This is a genomic window from Hyphomonas oceanitis, from assembly GCF_036964545.1.
Classification (GTDB): domain Bacteria; phylum Pseudomonadota; class Alphaproteobacteria; order Caulobacterales; family Hyphomonadaceae; genus Hyphomonas; species Hyphomonas oceanitis.
Genome location: NZ_JBALTL010000001.1, coordinates 518,716 through 540,825, shown reverse-complemented (window position 1 = coordinate 540,825; position 22,110 = coordinate 518,716). Strand labels below are relative to the sequence as shown.

Genomic DNA, 22,110 nt, shown 5'->3' with positions numbered 1-22,110 from the left:
AATTTCCGGAAGGCCCGCCATGCCCGTTCCCAATATCGCCGAAGTCGAATCCCATGTCATCGCGCTGCTGAACATGCACGGCCCGCTGATCGGCAAGCAATTGTCCGAGAAGCTGCCGGACATTCCGAAGCTCGCCCTGTGGCAGGCCTGCTACCAGAGCCGGGCGCTGCAGGTTTCGCACTTTGCCAGCTATTACCTGCGGTTTGACATTACCCGTGAAGACCAGGTGCGACTGAGCCCCTCCATCTTGCGGGACTTCCTGTCCTTCTCGCTGTTCGGCCTGCCGGGCCAGCGCGACCAGATGATCGAGCGGCAGGGCACGTTGTCCAACATGCACCGCGAGATCAGCCGGGAGAAGATCGCGCTGGCACAGCAGGTGATGAAGTCGCTTTTCCTCGATCTGCCGCGGGAAATTCGCTCGTCCATGTGCGCCTTCATTGCCGGCGACCTTGCCTATTTCCTCGCCCACAATGAACCGCGCGAGCATCTTGTGTCAGGCGAGATGGTCAAGGGGTCCGATATCGATATCGTCATCATACTGAATGAAGACTTGCCTGATACGATCCAGCGTAAGATCGATGCGGACATGATTGCGCTGAAGAATTATTACCTGCGCCACCCGCAATACCGGCACGAGATCGACTTCATCGCCAAGCGCAAGTCGACGATGCTGCAACAGTTTCATTACACGGACATTCACGACAAGATCGCGAGCAAGATTGCCTATGAATCCATGTTTCTCGGTGGCTCGCTGACGCTTTACATGGAAGTGCGCGACGCGATGACATCGACTGGCGTTGACCGCCTGATCGAAGCGGATTTCGACCATGCGCTCAAGGACCGCAAGCACGCGATGCAGACACTGCTTCAGGCATCGAGCGATGATATCGACGACGAGACGCGGTCGCTATTCTACTTTTCGCAAGAGCGGGTCGAATTTACCTGAAGCGTCTCAGACCAGGTCTGTACGCCCGCGCGCCTTCAGCGCCGCGATGACAAGGCTGACATCCTGCGATCGCGATTTCGGCATCACGAGCACGGCGCCATCCTGTACGGCGATCACCATGTCCTCGATTCCAAGCGCCGCGACGAGCGTGCCTGGGTCCGCATGAATTGTGCAGTTCTTGCTGTCGATCATGACAGGGCCTGAGTCAGGCGTGGTTTCCTGCAAGTCGCCCCAGGCAGGCCATGTGCCGACATCACTCCAGGCGCAGGAGACGGGCCCGACGACAGCCGCCTTCTGCGTGTGCTCCATGACGGCATAGTCAATCGAGATGGAGCGGATTTTCGAGAACAGGGTCTCATCCAGCCGCATGATTGTGGTCGTCGTATCCGTGGCATCAAGCGCCGCCGCAGCGCCTTCCAGCACATCCGCTGCATGAGCGCCGAGTTCGGCCTTCATCAGGCTGGCGGGGAAGAGGAAGATGCCCGCATTCCACGAATATGTGTCGTCAGCGAGATAGGTCACGGCCGTCTCCATGTCCGGCTTTTCGCGGAAGGCGGCGACGGTGAAGCCTGACGCGCCGATGGGTTCACCGGCCTTGATGTAGCCGAAGCCGGTTTCAGGGCTGTTCGGAGAAATGCCGAAAGTGACGATACGGCGGTCTTTGGCAATCCCGGCAGCATCCGCGACAGCCTTTCGAAACGCGGCGGGCATTCCGATGAAGTGGTCGGCTGGCAGCAGCAGGACCAGGCCGTCAGGATCAATCCGGCTGATATATTCGGCGGCGATGGCGGCCACAGCAGCCGTGTTGCGGGCGCAAGGCTCCAGCAGGATGGCGAGCGGCGTAATGCCTGCATCGGCAAGCTGGCGCTCGACGAGATCAAGATAGCGCGCATTGCTGATGATGACCGGGTCAGCGAGGCTGAGGCCGTCATCGGCCTGTGCCACGCGTCGCGCGGTTTGCCGGAACAGGGATTCCCCGGAAACCAGGTTAACAAACTGTTTTGGGGTGCGCGATGTGGATACCGGCCAGAGGCGGGTTCCCGATCCGCCGCACATGATGACGGGGTATATGGTCATGCGCTGTGCTGCTCCTTTGGGTATTATTGGTGTGCCTGCGAGCCTGACTCGCGCAGTCGATGCTTATTTCAGACGCGAGGCTGCAAGGCTAGCCTTCAGCCGCGCATGGGGCCCCTGCGGCGCTCGCTTGACAGGGGAGTGGGCAAGGCGCCACGCTGCTATTAAAGCGCTTTCGGGACATCCAATGCAGACGCGTGCCCGTAGGAGATCTCAAAGTCAGGAGTATCCATTGTCCCGAAACAGCAAGGGCCGCCAGGCCTCGATCCCGTTTGTCATTACGGCTGCGCTGCTTGTGCCGTCATCCCTTGTGCTCGGCGCATGTGCTGGTGGCGGCGGTGGCGGTGGGTCGGCCGTTACGCCTTTGCCTCCGCCGCCCCCTCCACCTCCGCCGCCCCCTCCACCTCCGCCGCCACCGGCGCCCTTTCCATCGACGATAGCTCCGGCGAGCGCGTTCGAGACTTACGAGTATAATCGCACGGGCGGCCTGCCGGTTATCGGGGCCTCCTCGGCCTATGCGTTAGGCGCGACAGGCGATGGCATCACCGTTGCCATCATCGACACGGGTGTCCTGAGGGACCATCCGGACCTCGCAGCGGCGGATATCCGCACTTATGATGTTTGTGCGGCCAATGCCTGCTCGGGATACGATTCGAATGGCGATAGCGTCGTTCAGGTGCGTCAGCCGGGTGACATCGACACCGATGGCCACGGAACGCTGGTGACAGGCGTGGTGGCTGCCGTCCGGCAGGACAATTATGCGACGCCAGTTGATGAAGGAAACAACGGCGTCAATATACAGGGCATTGCCTATGAAGCGTCGGTGATCGACATCAGGGCGGATTCGCCTGGAAGCTGCGCCCGGACGGGCGAGGACGAAGGCTGTACATTTTCCGACAATACTTTGGTTCAGGCCATCGACTACGCCGTGGCCCAAGGGGCCAACGTGATAAACATGTCGCTGGGTGGCGACATTGATGCCGACCAGTCGCTTGAGAATGCCGTGCGCCGCGCAGCAGCTGCGGGCGTCCTTGTCGTCATATCGGCGGGCAATGAAGCCGAACCGGCAGGCACTGACGACATGGGAAATCCCGTGGAGGCGATGGGGCAGATCCCGTCTGAGCCAGCCTATATTGCGGGTGAGGCCGCTTCGCGCGGCCGGGTCGTCGCGGTGGGTTCAATCACGCTTGACCGTGTGATGTCTGATTTCTCGAACCGGGCTGGAACGGCCACGCAGGACTATTATCTCCTCGCTCCCGGTGAAGACATTGTAACGACGGGGCTTGATGACGATGTCGGGAATCCGGACGGCGTAACTTGCGTCGGCGTGCAGACAGCATCCTGTAATGATGCGGACTCCATCGGTGATTATTATCGTGTCAGCGGCACCTCTTTTTCGGCGCCATACGTCGCCGGCGCTCTGGCGCTGCTGCTGGATGCGTTCCCGAACCTGCAGGACAATCCCGAGCTGGCGCTTCAGATCCTGCTCGATACGGCAGATGATTATGTCGACAACACGCCAGATGCCATAACGGGCGAGATAGCCGGTGTCGGCACGGATTCGGTGTCGGGTGTCGGCATTATCAACCTGGTGGAAGCGTTCCGGCCACAGGGCCAGCAAAGCCTGTCGATTTCCGGGCAGGAGATGAGCGTGGCGCAGACGCTGGCGCCTTCAGGCGGTGCGTTCGGCGACTGGGCGACAGCGTCCGGCGCTTTCAACGGCATTGTCTTTACGGATAACTATGGACGCGGTTTCCGGCTTGATGCCGACAAGGCGGGCAAGTCCTTGCCGACACAATTGCAGCCGACTTCGCGCGTCGTAAACATGAACACACGGGCAGACTGGGCCGCGAGCGACTCGCGGGCTGTTGCTGTGGGCGATCTCTCCTTTGCATGGTCCACACCGCGCGTGCAGGAAGACCGTCTGGCACCTTACCAGGAAGAGCCGGTCACCAATTATCAGGCGTCCTATCGCTTCCAGGGGGGCGAGGTCGAATTCGGGCAGGGCGGCGGGTTGCAACGCCTTGCACCTGAAGTGACCCTGTTCAATGAGCCAGGCGTTGGCAATGCGTATGCGACGGGCGGCAACTGGGCCCAGCTCAGCCGCGATATGGGCATGGGTTTCACCATGGACCTTTTCACCGCCACTGATGACGCGCGCTCACTGAGCGGCGTCAGTGTTGGCCGCGATGCGCGCTACTGGTCGTTCCGGGCGGGACTATCGTCTGCCTCGGATGACCGGACGGCCTTGGGCGGCAGCCTTCAGGACCGTTTCGGTGAAACGGATCAGGCGAGCATGACGGCCTATTCGCTTGAAGGTGAATGGAGCCCATTCGGTCGGCTCACGCTGTCATCCGGATTCGAAATGGCCAGTGTCGATCTTCCCGGCGTTGACGCGCAGGGTATCTGGACCAGTCGCTGGTCTGTTGGGGCGAGCCATCCGGCCGGGCCGGGGCAGTTCAGTTTGGTGGTGGCCCAGCCGCGCCGCGCCGAGACTGGAACGATCCGCTTCCTTGCGCCGACCGCCATTGATGACCGCGGCGTGCTGCTGCGCAATGAAATCGAGGCAGGCCTGACGCCTAGCGGGCGGGAGATTGACTATGAAACCCGCTACCGGTTCCGCCTGTCCGACAATTGGACGGGTGACGTATCAGCGGCGCTTTCGACCTCACCCAACCATATCAGCGGTGCGGAGGCGGAAAACGTCGTGTGGCTGGCGCTCGGGACAAAGTGGTAAGGCGCGCGGGCCTTGGCGCGTTGCTGCTTGCGCCGCTAGGCGCATGCGCGGCGTGGCAAGGCATGATGACGCCCGATACAGCCGTCGCCGATTGTCCTGTCATCCTTCGCGCCTCGGCCTGGGTTGACCATATGCCAAAGGTCGGCACCGGCCCGCACAAGATGATTGTGGCGGTTAAGCTCGACGACGAGCGGTCCTGGCAGCTGACACCGGAGCCCTCGGCTGATCCGGCTGTGCGTTCACTGGCGCTGTCACCCGGAGGCCCTGCGGTGGTCGGAAATGCAGGTTATCGTGAACCTGTCAGCGATGACATGCCGACGGCCATAAGTCTGACCTGCGGCGGCAGGGAGGTCGCCCGAATCGACAGGATACAGGTCGTCATGTGAGGCGTAGCAAAGGTCGCGGAGCTGTAGCCTGTTCGGCCTTTTGAAAGCGCTATTCTAGCCGGCATAGGGCTGTCTGATGACCCCGCTGCGTTGGTTAACCGCTTCGGTAAACTGTTGGTTGACCTTGCGAGCCGCATATGGGACCCCGGTTGATGTCGGGAACGTGATCCTGAAGTCGGAACCGGAAATGCAAGTAGAGTTTCTTGATGCATCTGATCGGTTGCTGGCCTGGTGCCGCGATGCCGCACTGCCTTTCTGGGCAAGCAAGGGCGTCGATGCAAAGGGACGCTTCATCGAGTGCGCTTCGGCACAAGGCCTTGCCGAAATTGATGTCAGGCGCCGCGTTCGGGTGCAATTCCGTCAGGTCTACGCATTTGATCATGCCCATGTCCTGGGTCTCGGGAGCGGTCTGAAGAAAGTGGCGGACAGGGGCATGCAGCGCGCCCTCGCCGACAGTTTTTTCCAGGACGATACCAGCCGGGAGCATGGCTGTGCGCTATTGCTGGAGCCGGATGGCACGGTCGCGGACGAGACGCGCGACCTCTACACCCAGTCCTTCTACCTGCTGGCTCTCGCCTGGCGCTACCGAGTGACCGGCGATGCGGCCTGGCTTGAAGCTGCTGACCGCCACATTGGCTTTCTCGAGCGTGAGATGGCTTCGCCCCATGGTGGATATATCGAATCTCTTTCGGCGCATCTGCCGCGTCGCCAGAACCCGCATATGCATCTGTTCGAGGCCTTTCTGGCGCTGCATCAGATCTCGGGCCAGACCAAATACCTGAACCTTGCCCAGCGCATGTTCGATCTGTTCGAAGCGCATTTCTTCGACGCCAGGACATTCTGCGTCACCGAATATTTCACGCAGGACTGGCGACCCGATCCTCAATTGAAAGAGCTGATCGAACCGGGGCACATGATGGAGTGGGCCTGGCTCATCCACAATTTCGGAAAGCGGTGCGGGCGTGACTATGGCGCCTATGTCCGCGGTCTCTATGACAAGGCGCGCGAGATCGGCACGGATGCGGCGAGCGGTCTGTTGATCGACGAAGTGCGCTCGGACGGCACGTTCGGGTGTGGCGCGCGCCGGTCCTGGCCGCAGACGGAATACCTCAAGGCCGCCCTCGTGCTCGCGGAAGAGGGGCATGAGACCGCGCTGGGCCAGGCGGCCTTCATCATAAACGCCCTGCTGGATACGTATCTCAATACGCCCGTCCCCGGCATATGGCGCGATGCCTATGATGCTGATGGCGCCGCGACGCCGGCGCCCGCGCAGGCGAGTACATTCTATCATTACATGGCGGCGATTGGCGAAGTCGTGCGCGTGTCCGAGGCATTACGGGCGCAGCCCGGAGCCTTTCCTGCGCCGAGATCGCGAGACAATGCGGGCCGCCTCAGAGCCGGTTCATAGCATAATTCAGTCTGGTCAAAGACACTCTATCTGCGAGCGGAGACAAGGCCTGCCAAGTCACGGGTGACGGCGCAGGCCTTGCTCGGATCGGGTGTGGAGGGCTCTCACCCTGCGGCCTAGTTGATCAGGCGCTTCAGCTCGTCGATCAGGTCCGTCTTTTCCCATGTGAACGTGCCATCGGCGCCGGGTGTGCGGCCGAAATGGCCGTAAGCGGCCGTGCCGGCATAGATCGGGTTGTTCAGCTTCAGGTGGGTGCGGATGCCTTTTGGCGACAGGTCAAACAGTTCGCGCAGCGTCTTGGCGATGCGGGCTTCGTCGGCGAGGCCCGTGCCGTGCGTGTCGACATAGACGGACAGAGGCTGCGACACGCCGATGGCGTAGGAGACCTGGATCGTGCAGCGCTTGGCGAGGCCCGAGGCAACGACGTTCTTGGCGAGGTAGCGCGTGGCATAAGCGGCTGAGCGGTCCACCTTGGACGGGTCCTTGCCGGAGAAGGCGCCGCCGCCATGGGGCGCTGCGCCGCCATAGGTGTCCACGATGATCTTGCGGCCGGTAAGGCCGGCATCGCCGTCAGGGCCGCCGATGACGAACTTGCCGGTCGGGTTGACGTAGAACTTGTCTTCCGGCGGGAACCAGCCCTCGGGGAGCACGTCCTGCACGATCGGGCGGACGAGTTCGCGCAGCTCTTCGAGCGTCGCGCTCTCCTTGTGCTGGGTCGAGACGACGATGGCGTTCACGCCGACAGGCTTTTCGTCAACATAGCGCAGCGTCACCTGGCTCTTGGCGTCGGGCTCGAATTCCGGGCGTTCGCCGGAATGGCGCAGGGCGGCCATCTTCTGCAGGATCTGGTGGGAGTAGACGAGCGTGGCAGGCATCAGCTCGGGCGTCTCGTCTGCGGCATAGCCGAACATGATGCCTTGGTCGCCGGCGCCTTCTTCGGCGTAGAGGCCCTGGCCCTCTTCAACACCTTGCGCGATCTCGGCAGATTGTCCGTGGACGTAGCAGCTGACATCCATCTTTTCCCAATGGAAGCCGTCCTGTTCGTAGCCGATCTTTTTCACGACATCACGCGCGGCCTGGATCATCTCGTCATGGGTGACGACCGCGCCATTATTGGTGCGCACTTCGCCGGCGAGGACGACACGGTTGGTTGTCGTCAGGGTTTCGACGGCAACTTTCGAGGACGGGTCCTTGGTCAGGAACAGATCGACTATGGCGTCGGAGATCTGGTCGGCAACCTTGTCCGGGTGGCCTTCGGCAACGCTTTCGCTGGTGAATTCAAAGTCGTTCATTTTCATTTTCTGTTTCCTCGCAAGCGTCGCGTTTGAGACTATCGGGCAAAGACAACCGTCTTGCCAGCGTTGATGAATATTCTGTGTTCGGCATGGGCCTTGACGGCGCGAAGCAGGGCCGTGCCTTCAAGGTGGCGGCCAAGCTCTATCATGTCGGCCGGGCTATATGTGTGATCTATGCCCTCTGTGGCCTGAGTGATGATCGGGCCCTCGTCGAGATCAGGCGTCACATAATGGGCCGAGGCGCCAATCACCTTCACGCCGCGTGCATGGGCCTGATGATAAGGCTTCGCGCCCTTGAAGCTCGGCAGGAAGGAGTGGTGGATATTGATGCACCGTCCGGCAAGCCGGGTGCAGGCCTCATTGCTGAGCACCTGCATGTAGCGCGCGAGCACGATGAGTTCGGCGCCCGTCTCTTCGATCAGCTCGAACATGCGGGCCTCGGCATCGGCCTTGGTTTCCGCCATGACGGGCACGTGGAAGAAAGGCAGGCCCCAGTGCGAGAAACCCTCTTCCAGCGTGCGATGGTTCGACAGGATGCCAACCGGTTCGATTGGCAGCTCGCCGCGCCGGGCGCCGTAGAGCAGTGTGTTGGCGCAATGGTCGGATTTGGAGACCAGCAGCAGCGTCTTGACCGGCTGGCCGACCGTGTGGATGCCCCAGGTGGCGGAAAGCTCCCCGGCGGCATTCTCAAGGTCGGCCTTCAGGCCAGTGGGCACGTCATCCCCGCCTTCCGACTGGAAGACGAGGCGGGCAAAGAATCGGCCAGTATCGGGATCACCAAACGTGCGTGACGAGGCGATGAAACAGCCATGCCGTTCCATCAGCCGCGCGAGTGTGGCGACCAGACCCACCCTGTCAGGGCAGGAAAGCGTGAGGATATGCTCCTGGCTCAATGCCTTGCGCCGCTCCGGCCTAGTAGCGGTAGTGTTCTGGCTTGAACGGGCCTTCGGTCGTCACGCCGATATAGTCGGCCTGACCTTCCGAGAGCTTGGTCAGCTGTGCACCGAGCTTGTCGAGGTGCAGCATGGCCACTTTCTCGTCGAGGTGCTTGGGCAGCGTGTAGACCTTGTTCTCGTATTCGTCGGCGCGCAGGTGAAGTTCGATCTGGGCCAGCGTCTGGTTGGTGAACGAGGCGGACATCACGAAGCTGGGGTGACCCGTGGCGTTACCAAGGTTCACGAGGCGGCCTTCGGAAAGCAGCAGGATGCGCTTGCCATCAGGGAACGTGATCATGTCGACTTGCGGCTTGATGTTCGTCCATTCGAAATTGCGCAGGCCTTCGACCTGGATCTCGTTGTCGAAGTGGCCAATGTTGCAGACGATGGCCATGTCCTTCATCGCGCGCATGTGGTCGACGGTGAGGATGTCCTTGTTGCCGGTCGCGGTGACGAAGATGTCGAATTTCGAGGCAGCTTCTTCCATCGTGAGGACGTCATAGCCGTCCATGGCGGCTTGCAGGGCGCAGATCGGGTCGACTTCGGAGACGGACACGCGCGCGCCAGAACCGGAGAGCGAGGCAGCCGAGCCTTTGCCGACATCGCCATAGCCGGCGACGAAGGCTTTCTTGCCAGCCATCATCACGTCTGTGCCGCGGCGGATCGCGTCGACGAGCGATTCCTTGCAGCCATACTTGTTGTCGAACTTGGACTTGGTGACCGAGTCGTTGACGTTGATGGCAGGGAAAGGCAGTTCGCCCTTCTTCTCGAGTTGGTAGAGACGGTTCACGCCAGTCGTCGTTTCTTCGGAGACGCCACGGATGCCGGCCTTGGTTTTTGCGAACCAGCCTGGCGAGGCTTTCATACGCTTCTTGATCTGGGCGAAGAGGAATTTCTCTTCTTCCGAGCCTGGCTTCTCGAGGAAGGCCGGATCGTTTTCGGCGCGTTCACCGAGGATAAGGTACATCGTGGCGTCGCCGCCATCATCGAGGATCAGGTTCGGGCCTTCGCCGTTTGGCCACTGGAACATGCGGTCTGTGTAGTCCCAGTATTCTTCCAGCGTTTCGCCCTTGTAGGCGAAGACCGGCGTACCATTGGCAGCGATCGCGGCCGCAGCGTGGTCCTGCGTCGAATAGATGTTGCACGAAACCCAGCGCACCTGGGCGCCAAGGGCTTCGAGGGTCTGGATCAGAACGGCGGTCTGGATTGTCATGTGGAGCGAACCACAGATACGCGCGCCTTTAAGTGGCTGCGTCGGGCCGAACTCTTCGCGCGCGGCCATCAGCCCCGGCATTTCCGTTTCGGCAATCGCGATTTCCTTGTTGCCATATTCAGCCAGTTTGATGTCGGCGACATGATAGTCGTTGGCCATATCAATGTTCCTTTATATGTTTATGCGTGAGCTAGCATGACGCGCAGCCGAAGGCAACGCGCATGCCTGCACGAGGTATGGGAAAACGGGAAAAATATGACATGGAGCGCCGCATAAACAGCACATAAGGACTGTATAAATGGGACGGTGTGCCAAGGCGTGCCCCTGACAGATCGTCTTCGATGGAGGATAGCGTGTGGTTTGGGCCTTGGCCGCTGGTCGAAGCCGAACTGGCAAACGGTGGGTTTGCAGACGTTCCTACATTCGCAGCGTCGGATTATCGTCGGTCCCGCTGATCCCGCCCAGCCCTTTTTGAGGCTTCCCTGGGAGAAATGGCCGTCTCAAGCTCGGATATCCTGCAATGCTCCTATACGCGCTTTGCGACGGCGGAGGATATGGGAAGCGGCGAATGGTCGGGCTTGAGGAAACGGATTGAAGTCGCAAGAGCGATCGTTTCACACATTAAATTCGTGAATGTGACAGTGGCTCGCCAGCCTATTATCGACTGCATTTTCTTGAAGGGGAAAACGTCACGACGATGGTCGCGCAGAAAATTCCTTTGACGCTGGAATTCTGGCACAAGGTTCCATTTCTTGTAGAAGTATCGCTCCGCTTTCATGCAGCGTGCAGTGTTCCAGCGCAGGCAAAAATAGGGAATTTCCCGCCAGGTGAATTTCTTGGCAACGTCATAGACAATGACGGAGGTTGGCTCATACCATATTGACCATCCGTGCTCATGGGCGTTGAAGGCCACGTCGATCTCATCAGTAAATCCTACCAATTTGGGATCGAGCGGACCAATCTGCTTCAGCATTTCGGTCCGGGCGAGCACGACATGAAATTCTGTAGAATCTGTTTCCTTTCGGACTAGCTCGCTTTTGCATTCCAGATACCGCTCATGCTCAAAGCCGTGGCGACGGTACATTTTTCGACCATGACCTGTGTCAGTCAGCTGAAGAATGCCGCCTGCATGATGAACCTTCAGATCGGGCATACGAGACCCCGGTCCGACAAGAATTGTTGGAGTGACCAAGCCGGCACCGGTTTCCTCGGCGCATTTTACCAGGGCGGACAACCACCCCGGTGCGAAGCTGACGTCGTTGTCGATGAAGACAACATGCTTGGTATCCACCAGGGGAAGGGCGGTGTTGCGGGCATCGTTCGGAGTGATGTAACCCGGACGGCGGATATAGATGTGGTTACGCTTCTCAACTTCATCCTTCAGTTCGTCAGCTATCGCTTTTGGTGAGCCTCCATCGACATAGATCATGCGGAAAGGCAGGTCAGCGGTGTCAAAGCAGGCTTGCAGCGACATCGTGGCTTGCTCGAACCGCTCGCGCGGCGCCACGATGATGGTGACATCGGTTGGTTGACGATCAAAGGATTCGTGGGTCATTCTACTTGCGTCCTCCAGAAACTGAACGGCTTTCTGGTTTGCCTCGCAAGTTTTATGCCTGTCAATATTTGCTCACTCGGCATTGTTCTTGCTTGGAGAGACGATAGAAAGTGCACAGGAAAGACTAACCGTTGACCAATTCTGCAAGCAAAAGCTCACCAAGCGTCTCGGTGATCTTGCCGACATACAATCGGTCCGGCCTGATTACAGCCAGTATTGAAACATTACTGAATCAGTCTTATCCGATTGCGGAAATTGTCGTGGTCGATGACGGATCCAGCGACAATACTGCAGAAGTCGTCGCCAAATTCGGCACCAGTGTCCGCTATATTCGTCGGGAAAATGGCGGCAAGAACGCCGCGATAAATACAGGTCTTCGTCAGGTGAGAGGTGATCTTGTCTGGATCATGGATGATGATGATCTTGCCCCGGTAGATGCGCTTGAAAGGCTCGTGTCTCCGTTCATTACGGAGCCATCAACGGCAATTAGCTATGGGGCGCTGCAGAAGTTCCGGGAAGATCCGGAGACTGGCGCGATGCGTTTTGAGCATACGCATCCCTATCCTCCCGAGGATGAAAGGTCCTTTTTCATTCACGTCATGGAAGATTGTTTCATCACGGGCCAACCTTGCATGTTGGTACGCCGCTCGTGCTATGAGGCCATCTTTCCTCTGCCGGAAGATAAAGTCATTTCCGAAGACTATGCTGTGTTGCTTCTTCTGTCCCGTCGGTGGAATGCGGCCCGAGTCGAAGGCGTTACGCTCTTTCAACGCCAACATGATGGGCCGCGCGGACCCGCCGATATCCGTTATGCGGCCGATACTCGCAATGCGCGTTGGAGCGTCGCTGACACCGAACTGCTCCGCGAGCTTCTGCCTGATGTCACGCTTGGCGAGCTTGTTAGCAGATCGGCATCCTCGGAGCCGGAGGATGCTGTGGAACGGCGGCAAGCATATTTTCAGAAAGCAACGGTCGCTGCGCGCAAGAAGCTCTGGCCGGAGGCGCTCAGTGCGGTGCGGTATGGCGCGCGCGAGGCTCCCGGTGCCCCGCTCGGTGCGATGGATCGGATCATTCTCAGCCGCATGCTGGGCTGCCGCTACGGACTTGATGAATTAATTGCTGCGCCTGAAATACTGGATGAGCTAAGCTCGGCTTTGGAGGGACTGGATGCGCGGCGCGCGGCCATAGCCTGTATCGCTGACCCGTTGCCATATCTTATCCGAAACAAGCTCGTCGAAAGGGATTTTCGTCGTGTGGTGAGATTGCTGGGACTCTACTGGCGTCTAACAGGCTGGCGCCAAGGCTCCAGGTTGTTGCTTTGGAAAGCATCAAAAAAAACCGCGTGACATGATTATCGCGATACTGGCCTAGCCGTTGAATCCCACCACGGCGTCGATCACGCGGTCCTGGTCGGATGGCTCAAGATACGGATGCATCGGCAGGGCCAGAACGTGCTGGCTGGCTGTTTCCGTCACTTTGAGGTGGCCTTCTGCTGGCGCAAAGCGGAGCGCGAAGTCCTGTTGGTGGATCGGCACCGGATAGTAGACCATGCTCGGGATGCCCTGCGCCGTCAGGTGGGCCTGCAGGCCGTCGCGCTGGTCATGCTCGATGACATACTGGGCCCAGACCGAGCGGCCCCCCTCGATGACCCCGGGAACGGTCCTGATGGCCCCACGAAGGGCCTTGGAATACCTGTCGGCGACCTCTTGGCGCCGCTCGATCTCGTCCGCGAAGATCTTCAGTTTTTCGAGCAGAATGGCCGCCTGGATGGTGTCGAGGCGTGAGTTCATGCCAACCCGGAGGCTCAGATATTTCGGGTCGTGATGGAAGTTGCGCGTGGCCGCGTCAGTCGGCGTCACCTTTCCATAAACCCGAAGGGATTCAATGCGTTCGGCCAGCGCGCCGTCGTTCGTGACAATCGCGCCGCCATCGCCATAACAGCCGAGCGGCTTGGCCGGAAAGAAGCTGGTCGTGGCTATATCGGCCCAGTCAGACGGGTGCTTGCCGTTCAGCGTGCAGCCATAGCCCTGCGCCGTATCGGCAATGAGCTTCAGGCCGAACTCGTCACAAATTGCTTTGATTTCAGGGTAGTTCGCCGGTTGCCCGAACAGATCGACCGCGATGACCACTTTCGGGTTCAGTTTGCCGGCTGCTTTGACGGAAGCGATCTCTGCGCGCAGGCTGGCCGGGTCCATGTTGTAGCTCGCCGCGTCGATATCGACGAAGACGGGCGTAGCGCCGAGCCAGGGAACGACCTGCGCCGTCGCAACAAAGGTGAAGCTGGGGCAGAACACGGCGTCGCCGGGCTTCAGCTCCCACGCCATCAGCGCGAGGGCGAGGGCATCCGTCCCATTGGCACAGCTGACGGCGTGCTTGGCGCCGCACCAGGCCGCGAGCTGTTTTTCCAGTTCGGTGACTTCCGGGCCGAGCACATAGCGGCCGCTTTCAACAACACCCTGGATGGCCGCGTTGATCTCGGTCTCGATCCGCTTGCGCTGTGCCTGAAGGTCGATGAAGGGAAGGCTCATTGGGGAAAATCCTCACAATACTGGGGTCATGTCTCTGGCGCCAAGCGGATAGGGCGTTGTCCCGGATGGGGCAAATCACAGTCCGTTACGCAATCCGACGTGGGCTTGCGCCATGGGTGTTTGACAATCAAGGTGGCGTCAACCAGAACACATTCGCATGGTCGCCGTCTCTGTCATCATTGTAAATTATAATGGCGAGGCGTTCCTGCAGCAGGCGCTGGATTCGCTGCGCGCGCAGAGCTTCCGCAATTTCGAAGTTCTACTGGTGGATAATGCTTCCTCCGATGGTTCAGCTGACAATCTGAATTCCGAGGGCTTGCCGGGCTATCGTTTCCTGCCCCAGACCGAGAATCTCGGCTTCGCTGGTGGCAATAATCTGGCTGCCAAAGTGGCCACAGGCACCTGGCTTGCGCTGTTCAATCCCGACGCAGTGGCCAATCCCGATTGGCTGGAGCGCGTCATGGCGGCCACCGAGCGCCACCCGGACACGACCATGTTTGCCTGCGCGCAATATGCGCTGGAGGACCCGTCCATCATGGATGGCGCCGGCGACTGCTATCTCGGGTTCGGCATCCCATGGCGCGGTGGTTTCGGCTTGCCGGCAGAGCCGCTGACAGAGGGGGAGTGCTTCTCGCCGTGCGGGGCTTCGGCTGTATTCAAGCGATCCGTTTTCGAGGCGCATGGAGGCTTTGACGAGCGCTTCTTCTGCTATTGCGAGGATGTCGACCTTGGCTACCGAATGCGGCTGGCGGGAGAGCGCTGCGTCTTCCTGCCGGATGCGATTATCCGCCATGCAGGCAGTGGCATTTCCGGGCGCGCGAGCGAGTTTGCGATCTTCCACGGTACGCGCAACCGGATGTGGACCTATGCCAAGAATACTCCGGGACTGCTGCTATGGCTGACGCTGCCGGGCCATGTGGCGCTAACGCTGGCAATCTTTCTGCGTGGGTTCATGACAGGGCGGGCAGGCCCAACATGGCGCGGCATCAAGGCCGGGCTTGCGGGACTGGGCGCCCTAAAGAAAGACAAACGCTACGGCCCGCCTGAGCGGTCGGTGGGCCTCGCGGATCTTTGCTACGCAATGGCATGGAACCCCAAGCGCCTTTTCGACAGGCGACCGGTCATTCGTCCGCTGCGGGCACCGAAGGCTGTGACGCCGGATGCGCCGGTATCGGCAGGCGATCGTGCGCATGGCTGAATTTGCTTTCAGTGTTCCCATCGGTAGCTGGCACCCTTTTCTGCCGGCCAGCCTTGCCAGCCTGAAGGCGCAGGGCGCCGGTGTAAACGTGGCGCTGCTGGATGCTTCGGACGATCCCCGTGTACGGGCGCTGGCGGATGCACATGATGACTGGCTATCCTATCGGCGTCACGGTCCCGATAAAGGCCAATCGGATGCGATTATCGAGGGCTGGAAAAACGTGCCGGGTGACTGGCTCGGCTGGCTGAATGCCGACGATATTCTCATGCCAGGCGCGCTGGACCGCGTGCGTGCGCGGCTTTCCGAAGCTCCCGATCTTGACGTCATCTATGGTCACAGCAGCATCATCGACGAGACCGGCGCGATGACCGGCTATCATTTCAACGTCGAGCCGCCCGGCCCGCGCCTGCTACAGGCAGGCATCATTTCGCAGCCCTCGTGCTTCTTCCGCCGATCTGCGTGTGAAGGCGTGGGCGGAGTCAACGTCGACCTCCACTACACGATGGACTGGGATCTCTGGATCCGGATGTACGAGGCGGGCGCCAAGTTCGATTTCCTTGATGCCGCCCTATCGATGGTGCTTTGGGGCGAAGACACGAAGACCGCGTCACTTAACAAGCGTCGTCGGGATGAGTTGCAGGACATCATCCAGCGCCATGCCCCGGAAGACGCGCGTTCGGGCACATTCCGGGCTTTTATCGTGCATGCTGTCGCCGATCGCCTATGGCCTGCAAGCCTGCGGGAGCGCGTGCGGCGGCGGCTGCGACGCGGCGGTCCCAGCGTGTTTGGCATCCGCGCCGATGGACTGGTCCAGCCGAATGCGACGCTTCATCTTGCCCATTATGATCCGCAGTCAAAGACAGGCGTGACGCTTACATTTGACCGCGAGGCAACGGGCCTGAGCGTGGCGGGATCAGCCAAACTGGACGCTGTCGGCCAAAGAGGTTCCGTGATCGACATTCGGCTGGCCCGGCCACTTCCGGCAGGCGAAACGCTGGCTTTGAGCCTCTCGCCATCACCGGAGCAAACCGTGCGCTTCCTGCGCGCGGCATGGCGCTGACGCTTCAGCGCAGGAATGTATAAAGCGTGTAGCCGATAGAGATCCCACGGCGGTTTTCGACAATGAAGCGACCGTCATCGGTGGCCGAGAAATTGATCTTGCCGTCTTCGCCCGTCGTGCCGGACAAGACGCCTGTCTGGGTGGTGAATGCAGCGCCGTCGGAGAACAGGGTCGTCAGGATAGGGCTGGTCGCCATGCGGGCAAAGAAAAGGGCGACAGGCGCTGAGCTCAGCGAATTTGGCACGGCCATGATAACAGACCCGTTGATAACCTTTCCGAAGTCCACCGTCGCGACCGTGTCGTCGGCAATCGAGCCGAGGGCAGCGCGCAGTTCCAGCGACGAGAGCACTGTGCCGGGTGAGGCGAAGCCCGCAGGAAAGCTGACGGTGCCATCCGCCGCGGAGACCTGCATGCCGGTTGCAAACGTCTCTCCGTCAGGGCTGACCCGAATCTCGAAATCATCCGAGCCGATCAGGCCGAGTTCGGCGCCAGACTCGTAGCCGGTTTCAAACAGGATGGATGCAGTGTCGGCGGAAGCCGCCCGGTTGACGGCCTGTCGCACGTCGCCGCTGCCGGGCGTCACATCGTCATGCGAGAAAAGGATGGCGTCAGATTTCACGGCCAGACGGTTCGCGAGGTCTGGGCCCGTATTTATGCCGATGCGCGCGAGACTGTCGAAGACCAGCGGCGTCCATGCATCGTCAATATAGACGAGCAGCCGGTCTTCGTCCCTTGCCCATGCGCGGCAGCCTTCAGGCGGCGCAAGGGTGATCCAGCTGCCATCGACATAAGCGGCGACGTGGGCTGGCTGGAAGGTGGACCAGGCGACACCCGACGCCTCTGCAGGGAGGATGTAGCAATCGCCGTCTGCCGGGCTCGCCGGCTGTTCAGCCAATACCCGCGACAGCACAGCGAGGCTTGTCATGACATCGAGTGCCTGCAGCGACTCGTTCAGGGTGACGTGTTTCTGTGCCTGATTGGGCAGGATATAGGGCAGGGCAAGGCGAGAGGTCGAATCCATGTGGCACTCCGTGGGACTGTTTCCCGCAGTGTGCCATGCCCGTGATTGGGTCGGACAAGTTTGCGGCCTCCTGGCCGGAAATGTCAGGCCGTACCGAGGAATCCGGCCATCTTGCCGATGGCAATACGGCTGACACGTCGCACCGCATCCGCCGAATTAGACCCATTGTGCGATCCAAAAATGCACTGGTCGAAGGCCCGGAAGGGTGAGTCGGCCGGCAGGGGCTCGACTTCAAACACGTCGAGCGCGGCCGAGTGGACGACGCCGGACTTTAGGCCTTCGAGCAATGCAGTCTCCTGGATCACCGGGCCGCGGGCGACATTGACCACGCGAACGCCGGGGCGCAGCTTGCCCAGAAGGTCTGCATTGAACATCCCGCGCGTCTCAGGCGTCAGCGGGCAGGTGAATATCAGGAAGTCGGCTTCATCAAGGCGGTCGGGCCATTGGGCCGTTTCCACGTCGAGACCTTCGGCGGGCTTGAAGAAGGGATCGTAGACGACGACTTTGCTGCCGCAGGCCAGGATGCGCTTGGCCGTCTGGCGGCCGATGTCGCCGAAACCGACGAGCGCCACGGTGCGGCCCGTCATGCTGATGCCGCTGGGCTTTGGCCAGGCGTTCTTCTCACGGATCTCGCGGTCGATGCGATAGGTCTCGCGGGCAAGGCCGAGTGTATAGGTGAGGGCGACATCAGCGACTTCGCCACCGAAAACGCCGGGCGTGTTTTCGACTGGCAGCCCGAGATCCTTGAAGGCCGCAAAGTCGACATTGTCGACGCCGACGCCCCATTTGACGGCCGCCTTGAGACCAGCTTCCTTCGCCGATGTCACAACGCGGCGGCTCGCCGGGTCATCTCCGATGATCCAGCCGTCGAAACCGGGCAGCAGGGCAATAAGCTCGTCTTCGCTGAGGACTTGCGACGTCTTCGCGGGCACGCCTTCCAGGCCATGGGCGGCGAAATCATCTGCAAACTCGGCGAACAGGCCGAGCATGGGCGGGCAGGTAACAAGAATACGGGGCTTGGACATCAGGCTTCCTCAGGGAGTTTTTCGCCCGCAGCGACGCGCATCAGCAGGGATTCAGCGATGAACCAGTCGGAAATCTCGTCGATATCGACCGATTGAAGCTTGGGCGTGGGATAGAGCAGGGGGGTTTTGCCGATCCGGGCATTCGTGGCCGCGAAGCTCTGAGGCGTGAACAGGTAGCAGACCGAATTCTCCTCCATATAGGCAGGCAGGTCCTGTGTCCGGATCAGGTTGTCGGGATCGTGGTTTATGGGGGCGCCCTCGACGGTGTAGAACCGCGTGTGCATTTCGTTGACCGTGAACAGGGAGTCGGCTTTGCCTGCCTTGAGCGCGCCGAGATAGGTGCCAATCAGGCCTTCGATCATGTCTGGCTGCAGCAGCGGATTGGTCGTGTGGGTCATCAGGTAATGGTCCGACGGCACGTTGGCGATATCGTCGCCAAGGACAAGATTCATGGATACGAAGTCGCCGCAGAGTTCCGGCTTGCGATCACGAATCATGACGCGATCTGATTCGATCAGGCCTTCATCGGCGAGGATCTGGCGCGCATCCGTATTGATGACGACTTTGTCGATTGCAGGCACAGCGAGCAGCGCATCAAGTATCCACTGGAAGAGCGGCTTGCCCGCAATCAGTCGGAAATTCTTGGATTTCACACGGGCGCTATGAGCCTTCATCGGCAGGAGGGCGGTGATCTTGGTATTGTCGGTCATCTGGTCATTCCTGTCAGGGCGGGTGCATGGGCACGAAGCGCCACGCCCAATACGGCATACGTTGGCGCCCTGCAATCGGGGTTACAGGGCTCAATCCATAAAGCGGCGAAGGGGAGGCAGACGGCGCGCAAGGCCCTGCCGGACGCGGGCCACGGTCCAGGCATGCTGGCCCCTGCGCCGGTGCTGGGACGCGGGCGTCCGCGGCGGCAGGCCGTCGGCAGCCTCGCGCAGGAGCGCAAGCAACTCAATGATTGAGGGTTTCGATCCGCTGTCGCGTAAAGGGGCAATCAGGGCGGCGAGGCGGCGTGCATGAACGATGCAGGACTCGGGTGAAGCGCCGATCAGTTCCTGAAGCTGGTCAGCCAGCATGTGTAGTGACGCGGTGTCGCCGGTGAGATTTGGAATGAGGGCCGAATAGCGGAATTTGTGGCTGATGGCGCGCATCAGACGCCAATCGGCATCATCGTCACCTTGGCGACCGTCGGCCTTTTCATAGAGGGCCTCAATTACGCAGTCGAACGGCATCTCGGGATGTTCGACGACCAGTGCTGCCAATCTGGGCCGCCAGACCGTGTCGATGAATTGCTGGAAGGCCGGATCGCTCGTCGCGTAGATGGCGTTGCCATTGATATGGCGCTTCTCGCGCGGACCGAGGGCGTCGGAGCCACGATAGATGCTGCCGGTAACCCAGGCGGGTTCTGCACCTTGCAGGTGGCGGTTGATCTGTCCCAGCCAGTCGGGACGGATCGGGACACAATCGGTCTCGATATATAGTGCGTGGCCCCAGTGACCGCGCACGGCGTCCATGGCCGCGAAGAAGAGGTTGTTGGGTCCGGCACGAAAGCCCTGGTTGGTGCGAGGACCGTGATTTTCGCGGCGGTAGATGTCCGCATCTCCGCTCAGGTCGAGCGTCACGAACCTGACCTGGTCGAAGCAGTCGCGCAGGACTGGCTCATTGGTGAGGAAAGCCCGAACCCTCTTTTCACAAGCCGCAGCAGCGGCATTGTTGCAGACGAATACAAGATCCGGCCGGCGTTTAGGGGCCGCGCCGAGGAAGGGCGAAAAGGCCGGCTGGGCCCACAGCCAGAGGTTATCGAGGGCCTGGTCCTGTTCACCTGCTGTGAGAGGGACGATGATGGCACCGAGGCTTGCCTCGTTGAGTAGACTGCCCAGTTCGGCGAAGGGCAGGATCGCTTCAGCATTCAACCGCGATAAGCGGTTCGCGTTTATCAGGGACACAGGTACCTGCTCGCGCAGGAAATCGTCGCGAACTGCTTCGAAGGCGGCGATATGCAGTTCCTGGTCATGGCTCTCCGGATTGGGAACCTGAAACGCATCCCCCTGGCGCTGGTAGTCATCGAAAAAATAATTGGGATTGTGCTTGGGCGTTTCGGTCATGACCAAGCGGAGATCGTCAATAGCTTCCGACTCCGGGAGGCCGTGATAGGTCAAATCTATACCCAGAAGAACGATCTGATCATAGCCGAGCCAGGCGGCGTAGCGGACCGAATACGCACCTGTGGTGACGAAGGCGTCCTGCCCGGTCCGGAATGCATCGCTGTCGATGAAGGTCAGACCGTGATTTTGTCCGCGTCGTTTCAGCCAATGAGGGACGAATTCATCCAGAAAACGCACTTTTGGATGATCTGCGAGCCCGGGCTCAAGTTCAAGCATCCGGCCGGAAAGGAAAAATGAGCTTATCTTGTCTTCTGCGATCAGGCGTAGAATTTCGCTCTTGTGCGTTTCGATGAGCGCATCGTCGAGGCAGGCGTAATGGGTCGGGCGCCAGTCAATGCGATCCCAGTGCCTGTACGCCGCGTTCATGCCCAGAGTAGCCACACCTGACAGGCGTTCAAAGTCGAAGCCGCGCAGACTTGGACCATTTCCCAGAACGACAAGCGTGCCAGCGGGCTTGATATCCAAAAGAGTCCGATCGGATGCGGGAGCCATGGGTTGCCTTGGACAATTGGAGTCGCCCTGCTTTTGCGCGGCTACGCTTGTGGCGTCAATGTGCGCAAGCTGTTTGCGGGTGGCGATGCCTGGCCGAGTGCTGACGGCATCTGTTGACACGATCAACCCGGTCGGGCACGTCCGAAGTACGATATTGACTGCCTCTTGAATCGTTAGCGAACGGTCTGAAAACATGAAAATAGATCGTTCAGAGCGGATTGATGAGCGTCATTCGGCTGTGCGCACCTATGTTCCAGACGCCCGTTTTTCTGCCACGTCATACGAGGCGATCCGCGCGCTTTTCAAGGAAGTTTGGGGCTATCGCTCGCATGTCGCAAACATGTTCAGCAGCGATTTCCGCAGTAGTTATCGTGGCACGATGTTTGGCATTTTCTGGAACTTTGCCCTGCCGCTGGTGCCGCTGACCGTCTATATCTTCCTCGTCAACCTACGCGTGTTTCCGCGGCATGACGGGCTGGCACCGGCCATCTTCATTGGCTTCAACGTTACGATATGGTCCCTGATGACGGGCATGATTACTCGCCCGATCCAGGTGCTTAAGAGCCGCAACAAGGAGTCGATGAAGACTTCCCTGCCCATTTCCGTGTCGATCGCGGCGTCCTTCGGACAGCTCTGTTTCGATACGCTGGTTCGGCTCGGCCTGCTGGTCCTCATGATGATCTATTTCGCGCAGTGGCCGCACCTCAATATATTCGGTTTCGCCGGAGCCTTGCTCGTCGGGATGGTGTTTTCCCTGTCGCTTGGACTCATCCTGGCGGTTTTCAATGTAATCATTCCGGATACGTCTCGTGTGGTGACGATCCTGCTGCAGTACGGTATCTTCATGAGCGGCGTGATCTTTCCGCTAACGTCGCTTGGCGGACTGGTTGTTCTTGAAAAGATCAACCCGTTTGCTGCGGTCATCAAATCATCGCGAGACTTCTTGTTCACAGGCAGGCATTCGGATTCGATTGTCCTGCTGATATGGGGCGGTATTGCATTCATATTATTCATGATTGCGATGCGCTTCTTCTACGTGATGGAGCGCCGCATTAGAGGCATCGATTGA

General features: G+C 60.0%; 18 protein-coding genes. 8 read left to right on the top strand and 10 right to left on the bottom strand.

Annotated features, from left to right (window positions below; genetic code table 11):
* Positions 1-19: 19 nt before the first annotated feature.
* The gene (locus tag V7651_RS02750; protein ID WP_034738716.1) at positions 20-946 is read left to right on the top strand and encodes a hypothetical protein; all 927 of its coding nucleotides are present in this window, start codon (positions 20-22) and stop codon (positions 944-946) included.
* 6 nt (positions 947-952) lie between these two features.
* On the opposite strand, the gene V7651_RS02745 is transcribed toward V7651_RS02750, so the two are convergent.
* Positions 953-2,023, bottom strand: coding sequence for a mannose-1-phosphate guanylyltransferase (locus V7651_RS02745; protein WP_051615074.1), 1,071 nt, complete (start codon positions 2,021-2,023; stop codon positions 953-955).
* A 229-nt stretch (positions 2,024-2,252) separates the two neighbouring features.
* Between V7651_RS02745 and V7651_RS02740 the strand changes: the two genes are divergently transcribed.
* The 3 genes from V7651_RS02740 (at position 2,253) to V7651_RS02730 (ending at position 6,551) form a co-directional block, all read left to right on the top strand.
* Positions 2,253-4,757, top strand: coding sequence for a S8 family peptidase (locus V7651_RS02740; protein ID WP_335612087.1), 2,505 nt, complete (start codon positions 2,253-2,255; stop codon positions 4,755-4,757).
* A 62-nt stretch (positions 4,758-4,819) separates the two neighbouring features.
* Complete coding sequence (locus V7651_RS02735; RefSeq protein WP_034738720.1) at positions 4,820-5,143, top strand: hypothetical protein; 324 nt, start codon at positions 4,820-4,822, stop codon at positions 5,141-5,143.
* Positions 5,144-5,330: 187 nt separating this feature from the next.
* Positions 5,331-6,551 (top strand): AGE family epimerase/isomerase, encoded by a 1,221-nt coding sequence (locus V7651_RS02730; protein ID WP_162176909.1) that lies wholly within the window; start codon positions 5,331-5,333, stop codon positions 6,549-6,551.
* Between the two features lie 116 nt (positions 6,552-6,667).
* On the opposite strand, the gene metK is transcribed toward V7651_RS02730, so the two are convergent.
* The 4 genes from metK to V7651_RS02710 all read right to left on the bottom strand — a co-directional run bounded on the left by metK (position 6,668) and on the right by V7651_RS02710 (position 11,549).
* Positions 6,668-7,849, bottom strand: a complete 1,182-nt coding sequence (metK, locus tag V7651_RS02725) for a methionine adenosyltransferase (protein WP_034738722.1) — start codon at positions 7,847-7,849, stop codon at positions 6,668-6,670.
* Between the two features lie 32 nt (positions 7,850-7,881).
* Positions 7,882-8,739, bottom strand: coding sequence for a formyltetrahydrofolate deformylase (locus V7651_RS02720; protein WP_034738724.1), 858 nt, complete (start codon positions 8,737-8,739; stop codon positions 7,882-7,884).
* A gap of 19 nt (positions 8,740-8,758) precedes the next feature.
* Positions 8,759-10,153 (bottom strand): adenosylhomocysteinase, encoded by a 1,395-nt coding sequence (gene ahcY, locus V7651_RS02715; RefSeq protein ID WP_034738727.1) that lies wholly within the window; start codon positions 10,151-10,153, stop codon positions 8,759-8,761.
* A 367-nt stretch (positions 10,154-10,520) separates the two neighbouring features.
* Positions 10,521-11,549, bottom strand: a complete 1,029-nt coding sequence (locus tag V7651_RS02710) for a glycosyltransferase family 2 protein (RefSeq protein WP_034738728.1) — start codon at positions 11,547-11,549, stop codon at positions 10,521-10,523.
* A 131-nt stretch (positions 11,550-11,680) separates the two neighbouring features.
* On the opposite strand from V7651_RS02710, the gene V7651_RS02705 reads away from it, so the two are divergent.
* Entirely contained in the window at positions 11,681-12,895 is a 1,215-nt protein-coding gene (locus tag V7651_RS02705; RefSeq protein WP_051615080.1) for a glycosyltransferase family 2 protein, read from the top strand.
* Positions 12,896-12,916: 21 nt separating this feature from the next.
* Here V7651_RS02705 and V7651_RS02700 read toward each other — a convergent pair whose 3' ends face one another.
* Complete coding sequence (locus V7651_RS02700; protein WP_034738732.1) at positions 12,917-14,077, bottom strand: DegT/DnrJ/EryC1/StrS family aminotransferase; 1,161 nt, start codon at positions 14,075-14,077, stop codon at positions 12,917-12,919.
* 157 nt (positions 14,078-14,234) lie between these two features.
* Here V7651_RS02700 and V7651_RS02695 point away from each other — a divergent pair, with 157 nt between their 5' ends.
* Both V7651_RS02695 and V7651_RS02690 read left to right on the top strand, forming a co-directional pair.
* Positions 14,235-15,275: a glycosyltransferase family 2 protein gene (locus V7651_RS02695; RefSeq protein WP_051615082.1), complete on the top strand. Its 1,041-nt coding sequence runs from the start codon at positions 14,235-14,237 to the stop codon at positions 15,273-15,275.
* Positions 15,268-16,335, top strand: coding sequence for a glycosyltransferase (locus V7651_RS02690; RefSeq protein WP_051615084.1), 1,068 nt, complete (start codon positions 15,268-15,270; stop codon positions 16,333-16,335). The genes V7651_RS02695 and V7651_RS02690 overlap by 8 nt, the downstream gene beginning before the upstream one ends.
* 4 nt (positions 16,336-16,339) lie before the next feature.
* Here the strand turns inward: V7651_RS02690 and V7651_RS02685 are convergent, their stop codons facing one another.
* The 4 genes from V7651_RS02685 to V7651_RS02670 all read right to left on the bottom strand — a co-directional run bounded on the left by V7651_RS02685 (position 16,340) and on the right by V7651_RS02670 (position 21,041).
* Positions 16,340-17,356 (bottom strand): DUF2793 domain-containing protein, encoded by a 1,017-nt coding sequence (locus V7651_RS02685; protein WP_051615086.1) that lies wholly within the window; start codon positions 17,354-17,356, stop codon positions 16,340-16,342.
* A gap of 83 nt (positions 17,357-17,439) precedes the next feature.
* Positions 17,440-18,381, bottom strand: coding sequence for a phosphoglycerate dehydrogenase (locus tag V7651_RS02680; RefSeq protein ID WP_034738734.1), 942 nt, complete (start codon positions 18,379-18,381; stop codon positions 17,440-17,442).
* Positions 18,381-19,091 (bottom strand): acylneuraminate cytidylyltransferase family protein, encoded by a 711-nt coding sequence (locus V7651_RS02675; RefSeq protein WP_206741435.1) that lies wholly within the window; start codon positions 19,089-19,091, stop codon positions 18,381-18,383. Before V7651_RS02675 ends, V7651_RS02680 begins: the two co-directional genes overlap by 1 nt.
* A gap of 90 nt (positions 19,092-19,181) precedes the next feature.
* Entirely contained in the window at positions 19,182-21,041 is a 1,860-nt protein-coding gene (locus V7651_RS02670; RefSeq protein ID WP_335612086.1) for a hypothetical protein, read from the bottom strand.
* A gap of 193 nt (positions 21,042-21,234) precedes the next feature.
* Here V7651_RS02670 and V7651_RS02665 point away from each other — a divergent pair, with 193 nt between their 5' ends.
* On the top strand, positions 21,235-22,110 hold the full coding sequence (locus V7651_RS02665; RefSeq protein WP_034738738.1) for an ABC transporter permease: 876 nt from the start codon (positions 21,235-21,237) through the stop codon (positions 22,108-22,110).

Coding starts and splice junctions, on each gene's coding strand:
- V7651_RS02750 (WP_034738716.1), top strand. CDS start 20: ATGCCCGTTCCCAATATCGCCGAAGTCGAATCCCATGTCATCGCGCTG.
- V7651_RS02745 (WP_051615074.1), bottom strand. CDS start 2,023: ATGACCATATACCCCGTCATCATGTGCGGCGGATCGGGAACCCGCCTC.
- V7651_RS02735 (WP_034738720.1), top strand. CDS start 4,820: ATGATGACGCCCGATACAGCCGTCGCCGATTGTCCTGTCATCCTTCGC.
- V7651_RS02730 (WP_162176909.1), top strand. CDS start 5,331: ATGCAAGTAGAGTTTCTTGATGCATCTGATCGGTTGCTGGCCTGGTGC.
- metK (WP_034738722.1), bottom strand. CDS start 7,849: ATGAAAATGAACGACTTTGAATTCACCAGCGAAAGCGTTGCCGAAGGC.
- ahcY (WP_034738727.1), bottom strand. CDS start 10,153: ATGGCCAACGACTATCATGTCGCCGACATCAAACTGGCTGAATATGGC.
- V7651_RS02710 (WP_034738728.1), bottom strand. CDS start 11,549: ATGACCCACGAATCCTTTGATCGTCAACCAACCGATGTCACCATCATC.
- V7651_RS02700 (WP_034738732.1), bottom strand. CDS start 14,077: ATGAGCCTTCCCTTCATCGACCTTCAGGCACAGCGCAAGCGGATCGAG.
- V7651_RS02695 (WP_051615082.1), top strand. CDS start 14,235: ATGGTCGCCGTCTCTGTCATCATTGTAAATTATAATGGCGAGGCGTTC.
- V7651_RS02690 (WP_051615084.1), top strand. CDS start 15,268: ATGGCTGAATTTGCTTTCAGTGTTCCCATCGGTAGCTGGCACCCTTTT.
- V7651_RS02685 (WP_051615086.1), bottom strand. CDS start 17,356: ATGGATTCGACCTCTCGCCTTGCCCTGCCCTATATCCTGCCCAATCAG.
- V7651_RS02680 (WP_034738734.1), bottom strand. CDS start 18,381: ATGTCCAAGCCCCGTATTCTTGTTACCTGCCCGCCCATGCTCGGCCTG.
- V7651_RS02675 (WP_206741435.1), bottom strand. CDS start 19,091: ATGACCGACAATACCAAGATCACCGCCCTCCTGCCGATGAAGGCTCAT.
- V7651_RS02670 (WP_335612086.1), bottom strand. CDS start 21,041: ATGGCTCCCGCATCCGATCGGACTCTTTTGGATATCAAGCCCGCTGGC.
- V7651_RS02665 (WP_034738738.1), top strand. CDS start 21,235: ATGAAAATAGATCGTTCAGAGCGGATTGATGAGCGTCATTCGGCTGTG.